Genomic DNA, 19,480 nt, shown 5'->3' with positions numbered 1-19,480 from the left:
TAAGTAACAGATAAATCAAAAAAATAGTATAGCCACAGTTCGACAAAGGCCGTACCTGGGCTTGAATTGTTATTTTATTGCTTTTCTGCCTTCGAGAAAGCAGTGCCGGCACCGGGCTTCATATGATTCTGTTTCGCCCAGCAGCACCTGCTGTTCCGATACTGCATTTCGGAAAGAGTAAGTGGCAATGTCGCCGCACTGCACGCAAATGGCATGCACCTTGGTTACATACTCTGCTACGGCCATTAGGTCGGGCATAGGACCAAACGGTTTACCAAGGTAGTCCATATCGAGGCCGGCAGCTATTACCCGTACGCCGCTATTAGCCAGTTTTACACAAACTTCTGCCAGGCCATTATCGAAAAACTGAGCCTCATCTATTCCTACCACATCGCAGCTGCCGCCGAGCAACAGCATATCCTGGGCAAAATCGATGGGCGTAGACCGAATGGCATTGGCGTTGTGCGACACTACATCTACCTCGTGGTAGCGCTTGTCTATGGTTGGCTTAAAAATCTCCACTTTCTGCTTTGCAATGGTTGCCCGGTTGAGGCGGCGAATCAGTTCCTCCGTTTTACCGGAGAACATCGACCCACAAATTACTTCAATCCACCCCCTCCTGTGTGCGTGGTTTTCGTTGCCAACGCGCGGTTCTATAAACATCTGCTAAAAGATTTTAGATTCCAGCTTTTTAACTCTGGATTGTAAACAACGACGAGCTATTGCTCAATTTTTACTTCCTGCAAATTAATCTAATGAAAATGGCCTTCCAGTGGCTTTGTCTAGATTTTAGATCCTAGACTTTAGATACTAGATTTTTTCTGAAGCTGATTTTAAGTTTCGATCTGCTTCGGCCAGACATTCGCAGGAGCTGCGCACGCTGCGACGCCTTACAAGCTATTACCTGTCAGCCATTAAACCATTCAGCAATCATCACCTAACAATCGGCAACCAAATTCTGCTAATGAAAATGCCCTTCCGGAGGTCAGAAAGCATGCCTGGTGCTCTGAGCTCAGACACGGGGCTTACTTATTTACCTCTGCTTTGCCTCCGTTCCTAGCTTGATTCTGCGTAGCGCAGGTGTGGCAGCTGTGTTTGCAGCGGCACCCGCCCAGAGGCATCGCCTTGGAGAGTAGCCTGGCACATAAGTCGCTCATTTTCCTTTAGCCGGCCGTTGTCGCGGTAGCGGGTTTCGTTTGCTGTAAGGGTGCCAAATTGCGACATTCCTTCGGTTACAACCAGGCGGCAGGTTGTGCAGCGGCCCTTGGCTCCACAGGCATGCATCCAGTCTATGCCTGCCTGCTGCAAGGCCTGAAAAATGGTTTGTCCGCTTGCCACTTCCACCTCTTTATGTGCCAGGTTTTGCACAGTCAACTTTGGCATATTATTTCTATATTTACAGTTTACAGCAGAATGTAAACCTAAAATGGAAGACAAATATAATCAATTACACCTAGAGCGTTATAGCAAAGACCTGGCAAATCTGCTTTGCGACCGCCACTTTGCCTCTCACGACACTGTTAACGGCCCTCAGCTTCTTGGTTTTACCACTATCAAACAGGTGAATCTTTTTGTGATAAAGGAGCTCCTGATGAAATGGCACCACGAAATGGCCAACCTGCGCAGCCCGTACTTCGACTATGAGCACGAGGATGTAAAGGAGGCGCTGGTGAACTTTATGAATGTAGTATCGCGTAAGATTCTGATGAAACGCAATGCCTTTGAACCGCTGCTGCAGAAGGCTATTTACGACACGTTTTTAATGGTGCTTGCACCGGCTACTGTTTTTGAGGAAAAGTTTCTGCGTATACAGGAAGAAATTACCCTGCCTAAACTCCAGGACAACCTGAAATACATAGACCTCGACAAGCCGCTTATTGCCGGCTTTATAGATACCCTATCGCCCTCTAACCGCGATCGCGACTATATTCTGAGCCGGTTCAGGCTCTACATAAACGCAAATGTAAACAGCCGTACACCACTGCAGGAGGTACTGCCTAAGTTTAATACCCTGTTGCCGATAAGCGAGCAGGATCTGCTCACAATCGCCGTGTCCGCACCGCCACAGGAGGCAAAGCCAACACCAGCAGCTCCCTTGGAAGAAAAGGATGTGGTAGCCCCTATACATACTGCTCAGCGTGAAGCTTCTGCCCCAACGGTAACAGCAGTTAAGCCTGCTCAAGGCCAGAACAGCCTGAATGAGCGGTTTAAAACAGCCGAACGGCCAACCCTGAACGAGAACTTTTACAAAGGCACTGCAGCAACCTCGCTAGCCGACTCGCACAGCAACCGAAAAATTGAGTCGCTGAAAAACTCCATCTCCATAAACCAGCGATTCAGTTTTATAAATGAGCTATTCGATGGCGACAACATGACCTATTACCAGGCCATAAAACAGCTGGATGAGTATGCCCACCCTGAAGAGGCCAAACGTTATGTGACCCAGGAACTGGCATCAAAGTACGACTGGAGCAAAAAGCAGGAACATGTAAGCAAGCTGCTGCACCTGATAGAACGAAAATTTGCCTAACAACCAATTCCATAGCCTGAAACTCAGCTCTTTCAGGCTATGGAACATATCTTTTTGCCTGAAACAGGAAAGAAATAACTGCCTTTAAGTATTTATTAGTGAATTCCTTATGCTATTTTAGCGTCATATCTATTGTATATATGCGTTTGAAATATTAAATATGCATGTTAGTTAGCAGACAGGTACTGTAAGCACGAAAGTAATTCCATTAAAATATATTAGTTCATCGACACAAAGAGCCTTTAAACTCGTAATATCAACCTGACTAACTTTTAGACTACTATGAAAGACGATTTTGACTTTGATGAGGATGCCAATTTCAGCTTCGACGATGAGGAAGAGGACGATGATTTTGGGATGACGTTTGAGGAAGATCTATACCTCATGATAAGGGAGAAACTTCGTGACACTATTCAGGAGTATAAGGCGCAGTTTCCTATTCTTAAAAAACTCGAAACTTCTGTCAGCAATTTTAAAGTGAAGGCCGCCAACACCGATGATTCTAAATTTTACCCTTTGGCAGCCAAGTTGCTCTCAGAACACATAAAGCCTTTAACAGAAGAGTCGGAAGAAATTCTGGAGATTTACACAGCTATGCAATCTGACATTGCTCGCTTCAAGAACCAGCGTGCACATGGCCATGAGGGAGATCTTTATTTATCGGCATAGTTAACTAACCTCTAAGCTACAAGTAGCTTAGAGGTTAGTTTTTAAATATAGTAGGTAATTTAAAGCTGGAATAACCTTAACTGGAATTGAATTAATAACATAATTTATATTTAAATTCCAAAACAACTCATATAAAAAAAAATTAGCCTACCTTTAGGCTATGTACTTTCTTTTGTAATTGTCTGTTTGTGTTTCAACAGGCAAGACCTTCTTTCATGTAAGCTGCGACAGAGCAATTGTATGGATTCTTTATTAGCACCGCTTACTGAATACATGATAAAAAACCATTTGTATAGTCAGGGCAAAAGGTAAGTCTACTCTTAGCATGTATAATTTAACTGGCAGCACGCTTTCGGCTTAAGAATTATTTTACATTATTCTTTATTGCTTGCAACCATTTAATGACTTAGTGGATCATAAGAGTAAATAAAAAATAATTTGTGATACTATCGCCAATACATTTTCATAAAATCAACAAACTCTACGCTCCATCGCGTATAGCCCGCAACAGGCTTATTCATGGAGAGCAATACCTTATTCAAACGATAGATAAAAAGCTTGCCCTTACCACCCATCGGGTTATACAGAATCGCGAGCCTTGGGATTTTAGAGGTAGTACCTCTATTATGCTGGAAGACATTACTGATTGGGAAATAAAAACGACAGGAAAGGAGCTTTACCTCGGATTGAGCATTGCGGCTGCCCTATTCGTGTATATAAATGATTCATTTGCTTTAATAAGTGGCTTTTTCATTATGCTTTATGTAATGACCCGCTACCGCCGCATCCATATTAAGTCTACCTCTACTACTATGGTGTTACCGATAGATGTGGAGGAGTCGCAGCTTGAAAAGCTCATAGAAATGGTTCGCCAGGCAAAAAAAGTTAGAATGAGTAAACTCAACCCACAAGAATCTACGGCACCACACAAGTGCCAGGACATGGCAGCCTGATCCGTTTCGCCTCCTTACCATCTGCCACTACTTCAACTGATACCGTTATCCTTTCAGCGCCTCAAGGCGTTTTTTTTTGCTCTATACTTTTGCCCCTCCTATCTCGTAGTTGGTTTAGATGCCCGATTATCATTATCTTTAAAAAGTTTTACCCGATACCGCAGCAAACATGCCAGCAGAAGATTTACTATTCCAGGATAACGTAAAAGCCCATCAGCAGAAGATTAAACAGGTATTCAGTGAAATGGGGAAAGTGGTGGTTGGTCAATCTTATATGGTGAACCGGCTGCTGATCGGTTTGTTTACCGGCGGACATATCTTGCTGGAAGGAGTACCTGGCCTGGCTAAAACTCTAACGATTAACTCTCTCTCCAAAGTGCTGCGCCTCGATTTCCAGCGCATCCAGTTCACGCCCGACCTGCTCCCCTCCGACCTGATCGGCACCATGATTTATAACCAGAATGCCTCACGGTTTGAGGTAAAAAAGGGGCCAATCTTCGCAAACCTGATTCTGGCAGACGAAGTGAACCGCTCTCCTGCCAAAGTGCAATCGGCCTTGCTGGAGGCCATGCAGGAGAAGCAGGTGACTATTGGGGAAACTACCTTTAGCCTGGACCTGCCCTTTCTGGTGCTGGCCACACAGAACCCTGTGGAGCACGAAGGAACTTACCCGCTACCGGAGGCGCAGGTAGACCGGTTTATGATGAAAGTATACATAGACTACCCCAAAAAGGCCGATGAGCTTGAAATTATGCGTCGCATGGCCAACATGTCGTTTAATGATACGGTAGCCAAGGTTCTTTCTAAAGAAGACATATTTGCGATACGAAGCGAAATTAACCAGGTGCAGATCTCGGAGACGCTAGAGAAGTACATCATAGAACTGGTATTTGCCACCCGCCGCCCGGCCGAATACGACCTAAACGAGTTTGCGGATTATATTCAGTTTGGAGTATCGCCCAGAGCCAGTATTGCCTTAAACCGCGCAGCTAAAGCAGTGGCCTACTTCGATGAACGCGACTACGTATTACCGGAAGACATAAAAGACGTAGCATATGATGTAATGAACCACCGCATCATACTTAATTACGAAGCCGAAGCCGACAACATTAAAACAAAAGATTTTATAGAAGCTGTCCTGAGAAAGGTGCCGATTAGCTAGTTTTTGCATTTGCGGAGCTCTGACTAAAAAGGGAGCGTTGCCATGGTAAGTACTTACTCTGGCAACGCTCCCTTTTATGTTGCGTACTCTTTATTCATTGCAACGGCCCGGCTTTACTGGAGTAGCAGGCGCAATGCTATAAGAACATTTTAATAATGCAATAACATAAAACTATGCTAAGAGGATTACTAAAGTTTTTTCTGTTGAGCAGGCTATTAGGAGGCGGCAGACGGGGTGGAGGAAGAGGAAGAGGCGGCTGCGGAATGGGCGGCCTTGTTTTAATAGTACTGGTAGTAGTTGTTTTCTTTCTGCTAAGAGGCTGTGGAGGCGGTGCACCTATGTCCGATTTTTAAGAAGGTTACTTAGCGCCAGCAAAGCTTATTTAGGCCAAGCCATTTTTCTTAACAGAACTGCTCCGGAAGGGCGTTTTCATTAGAAGAATTTGAAAGTAGAGTGCCACACTTTGCCTCTCGAAATTACTTAAATGAAAATGCTCTTCCGGAGCAGTTTTTTGCTTTAACACACAGGGGGCTGATAAGACTATGCAGGCTACACAAAAAGCAGGAAGCAGTAAGATAAATGAGAATAAGCCTTTGCTGATAACGATTGGAGGCGATGAAAAAAGAACCCGCCTTTCGGCGGGTTCTCCGTAGAGTGGGAGACTAAGCCACTCCACTACGATTGCAGCATTACTTCTCACCCATAAATTTGCAATCAATGCTTTCAGATCTAGATATTCTGAGGAAGGATTAATATATGCTGCAAAGCTATCGATAGAAGGTTAACAAGAAGTTATTCAAAAATTATGATATTGTTATCTGCTATGTATTCTTACAGGCTCAATGTAAAGTCAGGATTGTGCTTTTGTAACCTCTTTTAATATGATAGACAGAAAGACCCGTTGTATTTAATTTACTGTTTACCAAATAGTTGGGTTTTTATATAACTATTCCAACACAATATATAAACCATAATTCAAACATAATCTATTATTAATATTCAGATAACATAACGCATCTACCTTTGTCGCATTAAAACTAGACTAATATGCGACAAATTCTCACCACATTAACAGTTCTTTTCTTCATGAGTTTTACTTTGGTGCAGGCTCAGACTGGCAGCATCCAAGGCACCGTTAAAGACTCCGAAACAAATGAAGAGATTATCGGTGCTATCGTAAAGATACCTGGCACCAGCTTTGGCGCTCCCACAGATGTTTTCGGTAGTTACCGCATCGACAATGTTCCGGCCGGAACGTACTCCTTAGAAATAAGCAGCCTTTCTTATAGCCCCAAAACCATTCCAAGTATTGTGGTAACAGCGGGTAAAACGGCAACATCTAATATCATACTGGAGCAGAACACCGCCAGCCTTTCGGAGGTAGTAGTAATAGGTGAAAAAATTCGCAACACAGACGCGGCCGTTCTGGCAGAAATGCGTGAGGCCAAAATGGTGGTAAGTGCCATTTCCGGCGAGCAAATAGCCCGCTCCCAAGACAGGGATGCGGCGCAGGTTGTAAGGCGGGTTCCGGGTGTTACCATTCTCAACGACCGTTTTATTATGGTGCGTGGCCTTGGTGACCGTTATAACAGTGTGCTCCTGAACAACACCTTCGCACCCAGCATGGAAACAGATGTGCGGTCTTTTGCCTTCAACACAGTACCTAGCTCTCAAATAGACAGAATTTTTGTTTACAAAAGCCCTTCACCTGAGCTTCCTGGAGACTTTGCCGGTGGCGCTGTAAAAATATTCACGAAAAGCATTCCCCCAGAATCTAGCGTAGTGCTCGATTACTCCATTGGCATACGCAATGGCACTACTTTTAACACCTTTAAACAGCAAGAAACTGGCAACTTACACTGGACTGGCTTTAACGATGGCTACTTAAACCTACCAAACGGCTTCCCTAACAATGTGAGAAGTATAAACTCGCCAGATGAACTACAAAAATGGGGCAGATCGCTCCGAAACAACTGGGCACCCAGAGAACGTGTAGCTATTCCGGATCAGCGCATTGGCTTAACCTATAACAAAAGATTTAACATCGGCGATATTGAAGTAGGTAATATTACAGCCATAAACTACAGCAACTCCCTTACAACATTTAACATCGACCGTAACGACCACAACCGATACGACTTTATAAATGATCAGCCTGATGTTATTTACCACTACGACGATGTGCAGTATACTCAGAACATCAGAACAGGCCTCATCCATAATTGGGCTTTCCGTTTCAATAATCAAAATACAATTGAGTTCAAGAACCTGTTTAACCAGCTAAGCACCACTCAGTTTGTTGACCGTACTGGCCTGCACCGTGAGTTCAACTACATTCCTGAAAACGGCGCGTTCGACCAGATATTCAGAAACATGTATGTTGGCCAGTTAACAGGCAAGCACACTTTAAGCGTTGACAGTGACTTTAGAGATACACGAACCTTAGACTGGACCCTAGCCTACAACCACTCCGGAAGTGACCAGCCAGATTACCGCCGGTACCGTCGTGATATTCAATTGGAGGCAGGAGACGATCCGCAACAAGAATCGATTCTCTATGTAGGTAGAGGTGTATCACCGGATTTCTTAGGCCGCTTCTTCTCCGAAATGAATGAGAACAGTGTGAGCGGTGCAGTAAACTACAGCCAGAAACTTGACCTTGGTTCATCTTCTTCGGTGTTTGCGGCTATAAAACCGACTTTGAATGCAGGACTGTTTTTCGAAAACAAAAGCAGAAACTTTCAGGCCCGGAACATTGGCTATGTAGCTGGTAGCTCTGCCGGCTATGAGCAAGAAAACCCTCTCTGGCGTTTGCCACTGGAGCAGATTTTCTTGCCGGAAAACATTAACAATACCACAGGTTTAAAGATCGACGAGCAATCTAACCCTACTGATAGCTACAAAGCTTCTAATACCCTGTCTGCGGCTTATACCTCCTTAACACTTCCTGTTGGCACTAAAATAACAGCAGTAGTAGGGGCACGTGTCGAGAACAATATTATGAAGCTGAACGGGGAAGACACAAACAACACCACTACCAAAGTTCTTCCGTCTGCAAACGTCTCTTACAACCTCACCGATAAGATGCTGATAAGAGCAGCGTATGGCCTTACAGTAAACAGACCGGAATTCAGAGAGTTAGCGCCATTCAGCTTCTACGACTTCAACTTCAACTCTACCATCAAAGGCGAACCAGGTTTAAGGACTGCAAGCATCCAGAACATGGATTTGCGCTGGGAGCTTTACCCTTCGGCAAACGAGTTGATAAGTGTAGGCGTGTTTAATAAGCAATTCAAAGATGCCATAGAACGTGTAGCTCTCTTCGGACAAGGTGGTTCCGGTGGTGCTAAGGTGTTTGGCTTCCTGAATGCGCAAAGTGCCTATAGCCGCGGCGTTGAAGTAGATGTAAAAAAATCATTCGCAGGTTTATCTAACTCGTCTTTTCTGGATGATTTAAGCCTCCTGATGAATGCCTCTTACATTTCCAGCGAAGTAGAGTTAGGTGATGACCCCAGAACATTAGGCCAGTCGAACAACCGCCCGCTGCAGGGCCAGTCAAGATACATTGCCAATGCCGGCCTTTTCTACAACAACATTGCTTCCGGAATACAGGTGAACCTTAACTACAACATTATCGGTCGCCGCATATTTATAGTAGGTACAGAGCAGTACCCTGATATATACGAGATGCCAAGAAGCGTACTGGATATATCTGTAAGCAAACAATTCACTCCTTACTTCCAGGCTAAGATTGGTATTGTCGACATCTTTAACCAAGAGTCGCTCCTGCTGCAGGATGGCAACCAAGACGGTAAACTAGACAGAAAAACAGATCAGGTTTTTGCACGGTTCCACCCAGGCCAGCTCATCAATATCGGTATCAGCTACAGCTTCGGCAAGCGCCAGCTTTAATCCACAGAATTAACAGTATAGTATTGTTGAGGTAACATCCTCTTAATATAACCAAGGTAATTTAGCTATCACAAAAGCCAATATAATAACCAACAAAATGAAAAATTCACAAACAACGAATGCGCGCAAGTCAGACTTCATGCAGCGACTAGCGACCTATTCGAAAGTATGCTTTATAGCTCTTGCAGTCGGTTTAGGAGCCTGTAAAGACGACGATGTAGAAGAAATTACACCAGGAGTTGATGGCCCAGGCGAGATTGTTGAAATTCAGGCAGGCAATATTACACAGAATACCACCTGGACAGCAGATAAGATCTATCGACTGAACGGTTATGTAAGGGTTGGAACAGATCCAGTTGTTACAGGGCAGCCAACGGCTACAGCTACTTTAACTATAGAGCCTGGTACTGTAATTATTGGCGACAGAGAAAGCAAAGGCACTCTTATAATACAACGTGGCAGTAAGATCATAGCCAAAGGTACAAAGGAGAAACCTATTGTATTTACATCTGAGCGTGCACCAGGCTTACGTGAGCCAGGTGACTGGGGTGGTGTAGTAATTTGCGGTTTTGCGCATAACAACCTGCCATCTGGTGTAGGCGAACTTGAAGGAGGCTACGGCGCATTTTATGGCGGCACTAACGACGACGACAATTCTGGTGAACTTACTTATGTAAGAATCGAGTATGCAGGTATTCCGATCAACCCGAACCAAGAGGTTAACTCATTAACAATGGGTAGCGTAGGCCGTGGCACTAAAATAGAGAACATTATGTGCTCTTATGGCCTCGACGACTCGTTTGAGTGGTTCGGTGGTACTGTTAATGCTAAAAACCTGATCGCCTACAGAGGTCTTGACGACGATTTTGATATGGATGCCGGTTACACAGGCCGCCTGCAGTTTATCTTAGGAGTTCGTGACCCAAGAGCTGCTGACCAGTCTGGCTCTAATGGCTTCGAAGTTGATAACGACGGCGACGGCTCAACTAACACACCTTTTACTGCTCCTCAGGTTTCTAATGCAACCATTTTAGGTGGTAAGGCAACTACTGCCACTGCCCTGCATACACAATTCCAGAATGGTGCTCACCTTCGCAGAAACACGAAAATCAAAATTTATAATTCTTTCATCACCGGATATCCAAACGGTATCTACATTGACGGTAGCTCTACAGTTCAAAATGCTACCAACAATGAACTTCAGGTTAAAAACACCATTCTTGCTGGTGTAGACAGATGGGGAGGCAACGGCTATGGTTCTGCATCGGCAGATGGCTCAGTAGCACAGCACCCAAATGCACCTAGAGGTAAAGCCTTAACTACCAACCAAGCCGATTTCGATATCAACGCCTGGTTTATGGCAGCTGACAAAAACAACCAAATGCTAGCTAAATGGCAAGATGCCGGTATAGATGGCAGCCTGTTTGAATTAGGTACTCCTAAGGTAACGCCTACGGCTGGCTCAATGTTAATGAGCGGTGCCAGCTTTGCTGAGCTTACAGGTTTTGAATCTGTAGAATACCGTGGCGCATTTGGCACCGTTGACTGGACAGAAGGTTGGGCTGCATGGGATGCCGCCACCAGAGAATATCTTAAGTAATAAATTAATTCTTTAACAACAGAAAGTCGGGCTAAATCCGGCTTTTTGTTGTTTTACCAATATCCTTCTCACCAATTTAATACCGTATGAAACTAGTAGCACCGACTCTAACTGCTGCACTTCTTATCTTTATTACCATCCTATTTACCAATTGTTCTACAGATCCCAAATACCAGGTAACAAATTACTACCCTACACAGCAACAGCAGGATACGCTCAAAGCAAACCTTATTACTTATGTTGGAGTTCCTCCCAAAAATGTGAGTGGACTCAACCGGTTTAAACCAATATACCGGAAGCACTACATCAGTTTTCTTCCTAAATATGAGCTGGACAGGTATTACATCGCCGACGACAGCACCCACTACTTTTTCATGGTCCGTCCTGCCAGAAGTGCAAAAGGCCCTGTACAAAGAGGAGTTGGCGGCCGTTTCCGCAAAAACAGCAGAGGCCGCATCATCGATTTCGAGGAATTATACAACACACCTATTCTGGAAGCTGAAGAAATAAGAGAAAAAGGCAGAGCTTTGTTTTCCGAAATGGTAAAAACAGGAAGCATAGAAAGCTACGCAGATAACCGTGCTTTTGTAGAATGGCCCGATGACCGACTGAAATACAGCAAAGCCACCTATGAGTGGCGGTATGTACCTTATCAGCAAATTCCTAATTAGTAGCAACTATACTGCAAACCTACCATCGCTTTTGCAGCTACTCACTTAACTCATTCAGAATTAACCTACAAGCTAAAACAAACCCTTTTACAGCTCCTCCTGCAGAAGCTTAACATTAAGATAACATTGAGGTAACAAACAACTAATAATGGAGTGAGACCTTTGTGCCACCAAAGCTATAACAGCCTGACTAGCTGATGCAGCTTTAGATTTATTACTGACGCGACTGGACCCCGCAGCAGGATAAAATAAACAATAAATCTCACCCACAATGAATTTAAGGAAGATAGTACATACTATCCTTGCGATAGGAATGGTGTATATTGCCGGAGCCACTACCACGGCCTCTGCTCAATCAGACACCACTCAATCTGTTACCCAAGCCGCTAAGGCACCTGAAGAGGGTGCCGCCAAAAAAAAGAACTGGTCAGAAATTATTAACCTGCGTGGTTACGCGCAGGTTCGATATAACCGCCTCTTAGAAACCAACCCCCTGCTTAAGTGCGACCAATGCGACAAATCGCTTGGCGAAGGCGGTGGTATATTTATCAGAAGGGCTCGCCTTGTTTTCAGTGGCAATGTGCACGAGCGGGTTTTTATTTATATACAACCTGATCTTGCTTCGGCACCGGGCTCTGATAAACTCAACTTCGTACAACTCCGCGATGCCTACTTTGATGTAGCGCTAGACAAAGAGAAAGCTTTCAGGCTGCGCATAGGCCAGAGCAAGGTGCCGTATGGTTTCGAAAATATGCAGTCGAGCAGCAACCGTATTGTACTCGACCGAAACGATGCCCTTAACAGCGCCGTGGCTAATGAACGCGACTTAGGTGTATTCTTTTACTGGACTCCTCCTGAAATACGTGCCCGCCTGAACGAACTGGCAAATGCCGAGTACAAAGGCGCTGGCGATTATGGTATGTTCGGGTTTGGTGTTTACAACGGCCAGACTGCCAACCGTCCGGAGGCGAACAACAGCCTGCACATGGTGGCCCGCATGACCTATCCCTTTAAGCTCCCCAGCGGACAGTTTATAGAACCTGGTATTCAAGCTTACACTGGCAAATATGTGGTTACTCCCGATCAGGTTTCTACTGGTGTTACCGTATTGCCAGAATACACCGACCAGCGTGTGGCAGGCTCTATCTCTATTTTTCCGCAACCACTCGGCTTTCAGGCAGAGTACAACATTGGCCGTGGCCCGGAGTACGATGCTGCCACAAAATCGGTAATGGTAAAGCCTCTGAAAGGTGGTTATGCGCAAACCATTTATAAAATAAAGATTGGCGACCAGTTGCTGCTTCCGTTTGTGAAAGTACAGTATTACCAGGGCGGTAAAAAGCACGAGCGCGATGCCACTGCCCACCGGGTGTATGAAACAGAAATTGGAGCAGAGTGGCAGCCTTTCAAAAACTTTGAACTGGTGGCCGACTATAGCATAGGCGACAGAAGCATCAGCAACGCCACTACCATTTACAACGGCCCAGGCGATATGACCGGCAACAACTTTAACAGACAGGCTGGTAACAGGCTAAGGCTGCAGGCTCAGTTTAACTTCTAACATTACCCCTAACCAAATAAGCCACGAAAAGGCTTCGGAAGGGCAATTTGATTAGCATAATTTAACTTGCATAAACTTGAGGACGAAAGCAGTAAGACTACTTTTGCTGCTTTTGTGCCGCAACCTACAGTTTGCTCTAAAGGCAAAATTCTTAATAAGATAACAAACAATAAAATACCCACTACCAGGCAACAATTACCTAAAAGTAGCACCTCTAACGCTAAGATCCCGACAAACAGCCCACCTATACATAACTACTTGGCATACTTAGGAGTATCAGAGTAGTAAATTCCGGACATTAGGCACAAACGCTTCTTTTAAAACTAATCTCTACAAAAATTCACCCACCATTTTTATGGCGCAAATTAAACTACAATTTGTAAGGCCATTGGCGGCGCTGCTTTTCAGCAACCTGCTACTTTTTAGCGCCTGCGGACCTAAATACGAAGAGGACGCTGATTTCAGTCTCACCGGCAATATATCTATCGATGGCTCCTCCACAGTATACCCTATTACAGAGGCTGTGGCCGAAGAATACCGCTACTCCGCTCCTAATGTGCGCACTACCATTGGCGTATCGGGCACGGGCGGTGGCTTTAAGAAATTTTCGCGCGGCGAAATAGATATCAGCAATGCCTCCAGGAGCATAAAAGAGTCTGAAGCAGCCGATGCTCACGCCAATAACATTGCATTTCTACAGCTTTCGGTGGCTTACGATGGGCTAACGGTGGTGGTGAACCCACGCAACACCTGGGTTAAAGACATGACCGCTGCTGAACTCAAAAAGATATGGGAGCCAGAAGCGCAAGGCAAAATTACCCATTGGAACCAGATACGGCCGGAATGGCCTAACCAGGAAATTCACCTGTATGGTGCCGGTGTGGAATCTGGTACATATGATTACTTTACGGAAGCCATTGTGGGTAAGAGCCACTCCAGCCGCGGCGACTACACCGCCAGTGAAGACGATAATGTGCTGGTGCAGGGCGTTGCCACAGACCCTTATGCCCTGGGCTTTTTTGGGTTTGCTTACTACGAAGAGAATAAGGCCAAACTAAAGGCTGTTCCTATCAACGACGAAGACGACAGCAATGGCGCAGGTGCCATTATGCCTAGCATAGAAACCGTAAAAGATGGCTCCTATGCCCCTCTCTCCCGCCCCCTCTTTATTTATGTAAACTCTACTGCAGCACAAAAGCAGCACGTAGTAGATTTTCTGCAGTTCTATTTTGAGCAGGTGCCGGAATTAAGTAAAGAAGTAGGTTATATTCCAATGCCACCAGAGAAATACAAAGAGGAACAGGAGAAACTGGCCGCCTTTGTAGAAGAAGCTCGCAAAAAGCAACCATAACCATTTTATATTAACTGGGAGAAAGCGGCCAACCAGGCACAAAAACAGCTTATAACACCTCTGGGAGACCCTTTTAATTAGAATAATTGCTTGCTTCAGATGGTAAATTGTGCCCAGGTTGCTTTAAAAGCACAAAAGATTAATTCAAGTTGAATATATACCTCCTTACAAATTCAGAAAGTCTGACAACTAGCCTTTACAACGTGTGAAAATATCTGAAAAAATAATAGAAAGCCTGCTCTGGCTATCTGCAGCCATCACCATACTGGTTACGATAGGTATTATCTGGGTGCTGCTATCGGAGTCGCTGGCTTTTTTCTCCGAAGTGTCTGTAGTAGAATTCCTAACCGACACCGAATGGACACCGCTGTTCGATGTAAAACGGTTTGGTATTCTGCCTTTGGTGTCTGGCACCTTCCTGACCACAGCCATTGCCATAGCCGTAGCACTCCCAATCGGGCTAACCATTGCCATTTACTTAAACGAGTATGCCGATGCCCGATTCAGAGCCATTATTAAGCCCTTGCTCGAAATCCTGGCCACCATCCCGACAGTAGTGTATGGTTTTTTTGCCCTTACAGTAGTTACACCTGCTCTGCAGCAGATTATACCGGGGCTGGCAGGTTTCAACGCCTTATCGGCAGGCATGGTCATGGGCATTATGATTATCCCAATGATTTCTTCGCTTAGCGAGGATGCCATAAGCGCCGTGCCCAAATCGTTGCGCGAAGCGGCTTACGGCATGGGTGCAACGCGCCTCCAAACCTCTTTTGGCGTGATGGTGCCTGCTGCCTCATCAGGCATTCTGGTATCTATTATCCTGGCCATATCGCGCGCTGTTGGCGAAACCATGATCGTGGCTATTGCGGCCGGCCAGCAGCCCCGCCTCACGCTGAACCCACTGGTACCTATCGAGACCATCACCACATACATTGTGCAGGTAAGCTTGGGCGATGTGCCGCACGGCTCACTGGAGTATCGAACCATTTTTGCGGCAGGCATTACGCTCTTTGTGTTCACGTTTGCCCTTAATAATATCAGTTTCTGGATCAAAAGGAAATACCAGGAGAAATATGACTAACTCAGACAGAAACAGGCTAAAAGATAAGGCATTTCAGGTATTCGGCATTTTTTGCACCTTTATAGGGCTGGCCGTACTGGCAATATTCTTAATCGATATTTTGATAGATGGCCTTGGCCGCATTAATTGGGAGTTCCTGAACAACCTGCCCTCGCGCAGAGCACACCGGGCCGGCATTTACACCGCCTGGATCGGTACCCTCTGGATACTGCTCATGACCACCGTTATTGCTTTTCCGTTGGGCATAGCCGCAGGTATTTACCTGGAAGAATATGGCAAGAAAAGCCGCATGGCTACTCTGCTGGAAATAAACATTGCCAACCTGGCCGGCGTGCCCTCCATAATTTATGGTTTGCTGGGGCTCGAGATTTTTGTGCGGTTAATGGCCCTGGGAGGCAGCTTGCTGGCAGGTGCACTCACGCTTTCGCTCCTCATACTGCCCATTGTCATTGTAACCACACGCGAGGCTATAAAAGCAGTACCCAGGAGCATCCGCGACGGCTCTTTTGCCCTGGGAGCCTCTAAATGGCAAACAGTGTGGCACCAGGTATTACCGGCCTCTTTTGGCGGAATCCTGACCGGGGTGATTTTAGCACTCTCACGGGCAGTTGGTGAAGCAGCGCCGCTTATTGTAATAGGCGCCCTGGCCTATGTGCCTTTTGCTCCTGCCTCGCCTATGGATGAGTTTACGGTGTTGCCCATTCAAATATTTAACTGGATTTCGAGGCCGCAGGCGGCGTTTACCACCAATGCTGCAGCCGCCATTATTGTCTTATTATTCATTACCTTTATTTTAAACGGAATCGCTGTTTACCTTCGCCACAAGTGGCAGAAGCGTATAAAGTGGTAATAGAGCACCATGAGCAAAAAAAATAACAAGCTAGAGGCAATTAATTTAAATGCCTACTATGGCGATTTTCTGGCCCTTAAAAACATCAACGTGGCCATGGAAGAAAATCTGGTAACAGCTTTCATCGGTCCCTCGGGCTGCGGAAAGTCTACTTTTCTGCGTACCCTCAACCGCATGAACGACTATGTGGACGGCTTCAGGATAGAAGGCCAGATTTTGCTCGATGACCAGGACATCTACAAAAAAGAAGTAAGGGTAGATGAGTTGCGCAAACAAGTGGGCATGGTGTTTCAGAAGCCTAACCCTTTTCCGAAAACCATCTACGAGAATGTAATCTATGGCCTCAAGATTCAGGGGATAAACGACAAAAACCTGCTGCAGGAAACAGCAGAGAAAACGCTCCGCCAAACCACCCTCTGGGACGAAGTAAAAGACAAGCTCCACAAATCGGCACTGGCACTTTCGGGGGGGCAGCAGCAGCGTCTCTGTATTGCCCGCGCTCTGGCCATTTCGCCTTCTGTTGTGCTTATGGATGAGCCTACTTCCGCCCTCGACCCTATTTCCACAGCTAAAATAGAAGAGCTTATTTACGAGCTCAAGAAAGACTACACCATTATAATAGTAACTCATAACATGCAGCAGGCCGGCCGAGTAAGCGACCATACTGCCTTTTTTTACATGGGTGAGCTAGTAGAATTCGCAAAAACAAAAACTCTCTTTACCAGTCCCAAAGATACCCGTACACAAAACTATATCACAGGCCGGTTTGGGTAGTCTTTTAGTTTTGAATGAATGATTGAGTGAATGGGTGAGTAGGTATAAATTTTGAAATGCACATCAGTTTTACCCTTTCATCTTATGCTCGAGAATGAAATTCTCCCAATCATTCATTCAAACATTTAAAATTCACTCACTCATTCTCTCATTCAAAATTCAAAACAATGTCTCATATAGATATAGAAGTTAAGCGCATAAAAGAAAAGCTGCTGGAGATGTGGGATCTGGTAGATTATCAGTTTCAGAGCGGACAGCAAGCCATGGCCACTGTAGACCACGAGCTGGCTAAACAAGTGATAAAACTGGGCAAAAAGGTGAATGATTACGATGTAAAGATCGACCGGATGAGCGAAAACGTGCTGGCCTTATTCACGCCCGTGGCCATTGATCTGCGCCTGATGCTGGCAACACTTAAAATAAACGCCAGCCTAGAGCGCATTGGCGACGACTCGGAAGGCATTGCTTACTTTGTACAAAAACTAAGTTCTCCTTTGGATGCCCAGCTTTTTGCTGAAACCCGTACCACCGAAATGTACGACGAAGCCAAAGCCATGCTTACCGACTGCCGCAAAGCCCTTCTGAACGACGACACAGAACTAGCCAAGCAGCTGATTAAACGCGATAAGGTTTTAAATAAAATTTACGCCAAGGCAGACGGCATTATAGCTAAAACCCTGATGGAAGACCCTTCTAAAATTAACGAAGGGCTGATTCTATTCTCAATCATTAAAAAAATAGAGCGTGTCGGGGACCAGATCACCAACATTGCCGAAGAAATTATTTTTTACCGCGACGCCAAAGTGCTCCGCCACAAAAAGAAGAAGAAAAAGAAAGACTAAAAAGAAAGGGGCGCTTGCCATTGCGAGCGCCCCTTTCTTTTTTGAGCGCAAACACCTCCGGAAGGCCTTTGTTAATATGCTAAAGTGGCAATGTGCAGATGTGATACTTCTTCATTTGATAATTTAAAGATGTGAAAATGCGTTTGTAAAACCTTCTAGCAGTGTGGGCAGCTCCCGTGAGCGTCTGGCCGAAGCAGATCGAAACTTAAAATCAGCTTCAGAAAAAATCTAGTATCTAAAGTCTAGGATCTAAAATCTAGACAAAGCCTCTGGAAGGGTCATTTCATTAGAAGAATTTCGCTGAAGCATTCTTAAATATTGTTTTGCAGCAGGAGGCAACGAAGCGAACACCTTTGCCTGGTGCACTTATAGACGATTTTTTGTTTGAGCGTTCAGCGAGTTCAAAATCGTCTTGATTTTTTTGGTTCTTTTTGTATCAAGACAAAAAGAACAAGTAAGCCAGCTATGCAATAGCTTCATTCCGCTGTCACAGCAGGAAAAGCCACTATGCCGACTTAGACCAAAAAGCTCACTGCTCTTGCCTCTCCCCCATAACCCCCTCCCAAAAGGCATGAAAGAAAGAAGTTAGAGCAACAATAAATTGACTACTGCACAGCCTTCACTTATTAAAATCCTACAAAAGCTGAGTTTCAGCTCAAACACTACCCAAACCTACTGCCCAATGCCGATTTTAGCATAAAAAGTAAGAAAGCATACTTTTGTGTTGTAACTTTGTAAAAATTTACAAAAAGTGCTGCTAAAAGAGATTTTGTTCCTGATGCGGAAGGACTTCCTGTTGGAAATGCGGCAGAAGTATGCGTTTAACGGCATGCTCCTGTACGTAGGCAGCACGGTGTTTGTCTGCTACCTCAGCTTTGGACTCCGCTCCAATGTGCTCACGGTGCCAGTCTGGAACGCAGTACTTTGGATTATTCTGCTTTTTACATCGGTGAATGCTATCGCTAAAAGCTTTGTCCAAGAAAACAGAGGGCGTTTACTGTACTTCTATTCCATTGTAAGTCCGCAAGGGGTTATCCTGTCGAAAATTTTGTATAACAGCTGCCTCATGCTGGTGCTGGCCCTGATCTGCTTTGTGTTCTATGCCTTTGTGCTGGGAAACCCGGTGCAGGATGTGCCTATGTTCCTGCTTACTATTTTGCTGGGGGCTATAGGCTTTTCTACATCACTCACTATGATCTCAGGAATAGCTTCTAAGGCAGCCAACAACGGTACCCTGATGGCGGTGCTAAGCTTCCCGGTTATAGTCCCTATGTTGCTCATGCTCATCAAGATGTCTAAAAATGCAATCGATGGGTTAGACCGTAGCGCCAGCCTCGACGAACTGTTCACGATACTGGCTATAAACATGATAGTGGTCACTGTTTCTTATATCTTATTCCCGTACCTTTGGCGTTCTTAATAAGACAGTAGATACTAGAAATTAGATTATAGATAGTTGAAATAAGGAATTGAGATAAACTTGAGGCGAGGCTTCTTTCAGAAAGTTGTTCTGAAATAGAAGAT

At 45.1% G+C, this 19,480-nt stretch carries 17 protein-coding genes; 15 read left to right on the top strand and 2 right to left on the bottom strand.

Annotated features, from left to right (window positions below; all coding sequences use genetic code 11):
- Positions 1 to 69: 69 nt before the first annotated feature.
- Together ACMA1I_RS01060 and ACMA1I_RS01055 are read right to left on the bottom strand one after the other, a co-directional pair.
- A complete protein-coding gene (locus tag ACMA1I_RS01060; RefSeq protein ID WP_337066375.1) occupies positions 70 to 663 on the bottom strand; it encodes a thymidine kinase in 594 nt (197 codons plus the stop codon).
- A 393-nt stretch (positions 664 to 1,056) separates the two neighbouring features.
- Complete coding sequence (locus ACMA1I_RS01055; RefSeq protein ID WP_337066374.1) at positions 1,057 to 1,383, bottom strand: 2Fe-2S iron-sulfur cluster-binding protein; 327 nt, start codon at positions 1,381 to 1,383, stop codon at positions 1,057 to 1,059.
- Positions 1,384 to 1,426: 43 nt separating this feature from the next.
- Between ACMA1I_RS01055 and ACMA1I_RS01050 the strand changes: the two genes are divergently transcribed.
- The 15 genes from ACMA1I_RS01050 to ACMA1I_RS00980 all read left to right on the top strand — a co-directional run bounded on the left by ACMA1I_RS01050 (position 1,427) and on the right by ACMA1I_RS00980 (position 19,376).
- Positions 1,427 to 2,530, top strand: a complete 1,104-nt coding sequence (locus ACMA1I_RS01050) for a hypothetical protein (RefSeq protein WP_337066373.1) — start codon at positions 1,427 to 1,429, stop codon at positions 2,528 to 2,530.
- 282 nt (positions 2,531 to 2,812) lie between these two features.
- A complete protein-coding gene (locus ACMA1I_RS01045) occupies positions 2,813 to 3,199 on the top strand; it encodes a hypothetical protein (protein ID WP_337066372.1) in 387 nt (128 codons plus the stop codon).
- 440 nt (positions 3,200 to 3,639) lie between these two features.
- Entirely contained in the window at positions 3,640 to 4,152 is a 513-nt protein-coding gene (locus ACMA1I_RS01040) for a hypothetical protein (protein ID WP_337066371.1), read from the top strand.
- Positions 4,153 to 4,321: 169 nt separating this feature from the next.
- Positions 4,322 to 5,314, top strand: coding sequence for a MoxR family ATPase (locus ACMA1I_RS01035; RefSeq protein ID WP_337066370.1), 993 nt, complete (start codon positions 4,322 to 4,324; stop codon positions 5,312 to 5,314).
- Between the two features lie 173 nt (positions 5,315 to 5,487).
- On the top strand, positions 5,488 to 5,667 hold the full coding sequence (locus tag ACMA1I_RS01030) for a hypothetical protein (protein ID WP_337066369.1): 180 nt from the start codon (positions 5,488 to 5,490) through the stop codon (positions 5,665 to 5,667).
- A gap of 694 nt (positions 5,668 to 6,361) precedes the next feature.
- On the top strand, positions 6,362 to 9,226 hold the full coding sequence (locus tag ACMA1I_RS01025; protein WP_337066368.1) for a TonB-dependent receptor: 2,865 nt from the start codon (positions 6,362 to 6,364) through the stop codon (positions 9,224 to 9,226).
- A gap of 97 nt (positions 9,227 to 9,323) precedes the next feature.
- Entirely contained in the window at positions 9,324 to 10,826 is a 1,503-nt protein-coding gene (locus ACMA1I_RS01020) for an Ig-like domain repeat protein (RefSeq protein WP_337066367.1), read from the top strand.
- Between the two features lie 86 nt (positions 10,827 to 10,912).
- Complete coding sequence (locus tag ACMA1I_RS01015) at positions 10,913 to 11,497, top strand: hypothetical protein (RefSeq protein WP_337066366.1); 585 nt, start codon at positions 10,913 to 10,915, stop codon at positions 11,495 to 11,497.
- Positions 11,498 to 11,768: 271 nt separating this feature from the next.
- On the top strand, positions 11,769 to 13,058 hold the full coding sequence (locus ACMA1I_RS01010; RefSeq protein WP_337066365.1) for a porin: 1,290 nt from the start codon (positions 11,769 to 11,771) through the stop codon (positions 13,056 to 13,058).
- 355 nt (positions 13,059 to 13,413) lie between these two features.
- Positions 13,414 to 14,409: a PstS family phosphate ABC transporter substrate-binding protein gene (locus tag ACMA1I_RS01005; RefSeq protein WP_337066364.1), complete on the top strand. Its 996-nt coding sequence runs from the start codon at positions 13,414 to 13,416 to the stop codon at positions 14,407 to 14,409.
- A 205-nt stretch (positions 14,410 to 14,614) separates the two neighbouring features.
- Positions 14,615 to 15,490, top strand: a complete 876-nt coding sequence (pstC, locus tag ACMA1I_RS01000) for a phosphate ABC transporter permease subunit PstC (protein WP_337066363.1) — start codon at positions 14,615 to 14,617, stop codon at positions 15,488 to 15,490.
- Positions 15,483 to 16,340 (top strand): phosphate ABC transporter permease PstA, encoded by an 858-nt coding sequence (gene pstA / locus ACMA1I_RS00995; RefSeq protein ID WP_337066362.1) that lies wholly within the window; start codon positions 15,483 to 15,485, stop codon positions 16,338 to 16,340. Before pstC ends, pstA begins: the two co-directional genes overlap by 8 nt.
- A gap of 9 nt (positions 16,341 to 16,349) precedes the next feature.
- On the top strand, positions 16,350 to 17,114 hold the full coding sequence (gene pstB, locus ACMA1I_RS00990) for a phosphate ABC transporter ATP-binding protein PstB (RefSeq protein WP_337066361.1): 765 nt from the start codon (positions 16,350 to 16,352) through the stop codon (positions 17,112 to 17,114).
- A 167-nt stretch (positions 17,115 to 17,281) separates the two neighbouring features.
- Entirely contained in the window at positions 17,282 to 17,956 is a 675-nt protein-coding gene (gene phoU / locus ACMA1I_RS00985) for a phosphate signaling complex protein PhoU (RefSeq protein WP_337066360.1), read from the top strand.
- A gap of 778 nt (positions 17,957 to 18,734) precedes the next feature.
- The gene (locus tag ACMA1I_RS00980; RefSeq protein WP_337066678.1) at positions 18,735 to 19,376 is read left to right on the top strand and encodes a heme exporter protein CcmB; all 642 of its coding nucleotides are present in this window, start codon (positions 18,735 to 18,737) and stop codon (positions 19,374 to 19,376) included.
- Positions 19,377 to 19,480 lie beyond the last annotated feature (104 nt).

The organism is Pontibacter sp. 13R65 (assembly GCF_047525655.1).
In the GTDB taxonomy this organism is placed as follows: domain Bacteria; phylum Bacteroidota; class Bacteroidia; order Cytophagales; family Hymenobacteraceae; genus Pontibacter.
The sequence above is the reverse complement of the archived record's forward strand: the minus strand, read 5'-3'. Positions and strand labels throughout refer to the sequence as shown.

Bases quoted from the DNA above. Each gene is read 5' to 3' on its own strand.
- ACMA1I_RS01060 (WP_337066375.1), bottom strand. From the start codon at position 663: ATGTTTATAGAACCGCGCGTTGGCAACGAAAACCACGCACACAGGAGG.
- ACMA1I_RS01055 (WP_337066374.1), bottom strand. From the start codon at position 1,383: ATGCCAAAGTTGACTGTGCAAAACCTGGCACATAAAGAGGTGGAAGTG.
- ACMA1I_RS01050 (WP_337066373.1), top strand. From the start codon at position 1,427: ATGGAAGACAAATATAATCAATTACACCTAGAGCGTTATAGCAAAGAC.
- ACMA1I_RS01045 (WP_337066372.1), top strand. From the start codon at position 2,813: ATGAAAGACGATTTTGACTTTGATGAGGATGCCAATTTCAGCTTCGAC.
- ACMA1I_RS01035 (WP_337066370.1), top strand. From the start codon at position 4,322: ATGCCAGCAGAAGATTTACTATTCCAGGATAACGTAAAAGCCCATCAG.
- ACMA1I_RS01030 (WP_337066369.1), top strand. From the start codon at position 5,488: ATGCTAAGAGGATTACTAAAGTTTTTTCTGTTGAGCAGGCTATTAGGA.
- ACMA1I_RS01025 (WP_337066368.1), top strand. From the start codon at position 6,362: ATGCGACAAATTCTCACCACATTAACAGTTCTTTTCTTCATGAGTTTT.
- ACMA1I_RS01020 (WP_337066367.1), top strand. From the start codon at position 9,324: ATGAAAAATTCACAAACAACGAATGCGCGCAAGTCAGACTTCATGCAG.
- ACMA1I_RS01015 (WP_337066366.1), top strand. From the start codon at position 10,913: ATGAAACTAGTAGCACCGACTCTAACTGCTGCACTTCTTATCTTTATT.
- ACMA1I_RS01010 (WP_337066365.1), top strand. From the start codon at position 11,769: ATGAATTTAAGGAAGATAGTACATACTATCCTTGCGATAGGAATGGTG.
- ACMA1I_RS01005 (WP_337066364.1), top strand. From the start codon at position 13,414: ATGGCGCAAATTAAACTACAATTTGTAAGGCCATTGGCGGCGCTGCTT.
- pstA (WP_337066362.1), top strand. From the start codon at position 15,483: ATGACTAACTCAGACAGAAACAGGCTAAAAGATAAGGCATTTCAGGTA.
- pstB (WP_337066361.1), top strand. From the start codon at position 16,350: ATGAGCAAAAAAAATAACAAGCTAGAGGCAATTAATTTAAATGCCTAC.
- phoU (WP_337066360.1), top strand. From the start codon at position 17,282: ATGTCTCATATAGATATAGAAGTTAAGCGCATAAAAGAAAAGCTGCTG.
- ACMA1I_RS00980 (WP_337066678.1), top strand. From the start codon at position 18,735: ATGCGGAAGGACTTCCTGTTGGAAATGCGGCAGAAGTATGCGTTTAAC.